Here is a 3,145-nt window from a genome sequence, read left to right as displayed (position 1 = left end):
GGGGCGTCGCCGGCCCCGGCTCGGTGTTGTGGGCGGCGCCCGCCCCGGGGTGGGGGGGGGGCCGGCGGGGCGGGCGCGGCCCGCCGCCCCCCGGCGTCCGGGCTCAGGCGTGGAGCTTGGAGCGGGTGCGGCTGTAGCCGAAGTAGATCACCAGGCCGACGGCGAGCCAGATGCCGAAGACGATCCAGGTGACCGCCTCCAGGCTGAACATCATGTAGCCGCAGAAGAGGAAGCCGATGACCGGCAGGACCGGGCCGAAGGCGACCTTGAAGGTGCGCGGCATGTCGGGGCGCTTGTAGCGCAGCACCACGACGGCGACGTTGACCAGGGCGAAGGCGAAGAGCGTGCCGATGCTGGTGGCGTCGGCGAGCTGGCCGAGCGGGATGGCGGCGGCGAGGACGCCGCAGAAGAGCGACACGATGACGGTGTTCACGCGGGGCGTGCCGGTGCGCGGGTGGACCTTGGAGAAGACCTTGGGCACCAGGCCGTCGCGGGACATCGCGAAGAGCACGCGGGTCTGGCCGTAGAGCACGGTCAGCACGACGCTGGCGATGGCGATGACGGCGCAGGCGGCGAGCAGCGTGCCCCAGAAGGACTGGCCGGTGACGTCCTTCATGATCGCGGCGAGGCTGGCCTCGGTGTCGGTGAACTGCCGCCAGGGGCGGGCGCCCACGGCGACGGCCGCGACGAGCACGTACAGCACGGTGACGATGACCAGGGACAGCATGATCGCGCGGGGCAGGTCGCGCTGCGGGTTCTTCGCCTCCTCACCGGCCGTCGAGGCGGCGTCGAAGCCGATGTACGAGAAGAACAGGGTGGCGGCGGCGCCGCTGACGCCCGCGGTGCCCAGCGGCATGAAGTCGGCGTAGTTGCCGGACTTGAAGCCGATGAAGCCGACGGTGCAGAAGAGCAGCAGCGACGCGATCTTGACGATCACCATGACGGTGTTGGCGCGGGCGGACTCGCGGGCGCCGCCGAGCAGGAAGACCATCGCGAGGATGACGACGATCAGCGCGGGGAGGTTGAAGTAGCCGCCGTCGCCGGGGGGCGCGGAGAGCGCGTCCGGGATGGTGACGCCGATGGTCCCGTCGAGGAGTTCATTGAGGTACTCGCCCCAGCCGACGGCCACGGCGGCGACCGAGACGCCGTACTCCAGGACCAGGCACCAGCCGCAGACCCAGGCGATGAGTTCGCCCATCGTTGCGTACGCGTACGAGTACGAGGAGCCGGCGACCGGGATGCTGCCGGCCAGTTCGGCGTAGGAGAGCGCGGAGAACAGGGCGGTCAGGCCGGCGATCACGAAGGAGACCGTGACGGCGGGCCCGGCCTTGGGCACGGCCTCGCCGAGGACGACGAAGATGCCGGTGCCCAGGGTGGCGCCGATGCTGATCATCGTCAGCTGCCACATGGACAGCGAGCGGCGCAGGGAGCCGCCCTCGCCCTGGCCGCCCTCGGCGACCAGGGTCTCTACGGGCTTGCGGCGCATGAGCGCGGCCGCCCCGGTGGCGCGGCGCGCCGGCGGCTCGGTGGCGGATGGTGCGTCGCCGTGGTCCAGCACTGCGGGGGCTCCTTGTCGCTGCGGATGGCGCGAGAGGGGCGCGAGTGCGGCCGGGGCGGTGCGCGGGCAGCCGTGCGGGCCCGCGTGGGGTGGTTCGACCGCCGAGCCGGCGGTCGCCGCCACTCCTGGTACGGGGCCTGAGCCTATGGGGTGGATCTTCGCGCTCGTAATGCATCGTTGTTGCGCATCCCCGGATGATCATTGCGCACTTCGGCCCGGGACGGGGAAACATTGCGCCCCGGTGCACGAATCGACCATTTGGGGTCCGAACGACCGTCCGGTCCGGGAAGGTGCGTACCGCCGGTACGGGGGCACGCGCGGTACGGGGTACGCGCCCCGGGGTGCCGGGCGCCCGCCCCTTGACTCCTCGCGCCCGGCGACCGACCCTGCACCGCCGCCACCGCGGCGGCGCACCCGACGATCGGAGGCCCGCATGACCTGGCTGGACCCGGCCCCCTTCCTGCGCGGCACCGCCTGGCGGGACGGCGAGCGGGCGGTGCGGGCGGACCCCGGGGACCTGGAGCGGCTGCCCTGGGACACCGCGGAGCGGGCTGCGCTGCCCATCGGCGTACGGCTGGAGTTCGTCTCCTCGGGGGCCCGCGCCGTGGAGGTGCGCTACCGGGCCGCGACGCCCGGGCCGCGCGACGGGGAGCGGGAGCTGCCGGACTGCTTCGCGCTGTGGGAGGGCGACCGGTGCGTGCGCGAGGTGCTCGCGGACCCGGCGGGCGAGCAGGTCGTACGGATCGGACTCCCGCCGTCACACGGCCCGTTCACCGTCCACCCGCCCGAGGCCCGGTCCCCCGTGGTGCTCGGCCTGCGCGCCGTCGGCGGCACCGTGGCACCCGCCCCGCGCCGCCCGCGCTGGCTGGTGCACGGCGACTCCATCACCGAGGGCTGGTGGTCCACCCGCCCCGCGCACGCCTGGCCCGCCGTCGCCGGGCGCGCCCTGGGCGTGGACACGGTGAACCTGGGCTACGCGGGCTGCGGGCGCGGCGAACTGCCCGTCGCCCAGCAGCTCGCGACGCTCCCCGGCGACCTGCTCACCCTCGCCTTCGGCACCAACTGCTGGTCCCGGGTCCCGCACACGCCCGGGCTGCTGTACGAGACCACCCGGGCGTTCGTCGCCCTGGTCCGCCGGGGCCACCCGGACGCCCCGCTGCTCCTGCTCTCCCCGGTGCTGCGCCCCGGGGCGGAGTCGGAGCCCAATGAACTGGGCGCCACGCTGGGCGAGTTGCGCACCGCGATGGAGGAGGCGGGCCGGGACCTGGTGGCGGCGGGCGACAGCCGGCTCGCCGTGCTGCCGGGCCGCGACCTGCTGCGCGCCGAGCACCTGGCGGACGGGCTGCACCCGGACGACGAGGGCCACGCGCTGATCGGCGCGGCGGCGGCGAAGGCGCTCAACACCCTGGTGGGGCGCACGGGTTGACGCGGAGCACCCGGACAAAGGCCGCGGGGCCCCGGGCCGGGGGGCCCGGGGGTCGGTTGGGGGGCGGGCGGGGGGGGTCGCAGGGGGGGGCCGGCCCCGACGCCTCCGGCGTCACCACCCGCCTGGAGCGCGACGGCGACGACTGGATCGTCGACGGCCAC

Annotated in this window: 2 protein-coding genes; one reads left to right on the top strand and one right to left on the bottom strand. The window is 74.8% G+C overall.

Translation table 11 applies throughout. The features are described from left to right. Positions 1–103 precede the first annotated feature (103 nt). Positions 104–1,558: an amino acid permease gene (locus tag ABT160_RS46655; RefSeq protein WP_351656424.1), complete on the bottom strand. Its 1,455-nt coding sequence runs from the start codon at positions 1,556–1,558 to the stop codon at positions 104–106. A 433-nt stretch (positions 1,559–1,991) separates the two neighbouring features. Here ABT160_RS46655 and ABT160_RS46650 point away from each other — a divergent pair, with 433 nt between their 5' ends. Then, positions 1,992–2,984, top strand: coding sequence for a GDSL-type esterase/lipase family protein (locus tag ABT160_RS46650; RefSeq protein ID WP_351656421.1), 993 nt, complete (start codon positions 1,992–1,994; stop codon positions 2,982–2,984). The last annotated feature ends 161 nt before the right edge of the window (positions 2,985–3,145 follow it).

The organism is Streptomyces sp. NPDC001941 (assembly GCF_040296945.1).
Taxonomy (GTDB): domain Bacteria; phylum Actinomycetota; class Actinomycetes; order Streptomycetales; family Streptomycetaceae; genus Streptomyces.
This window is presented reverse-complemented; position numbering and strand designations above follow the sequence as displayed.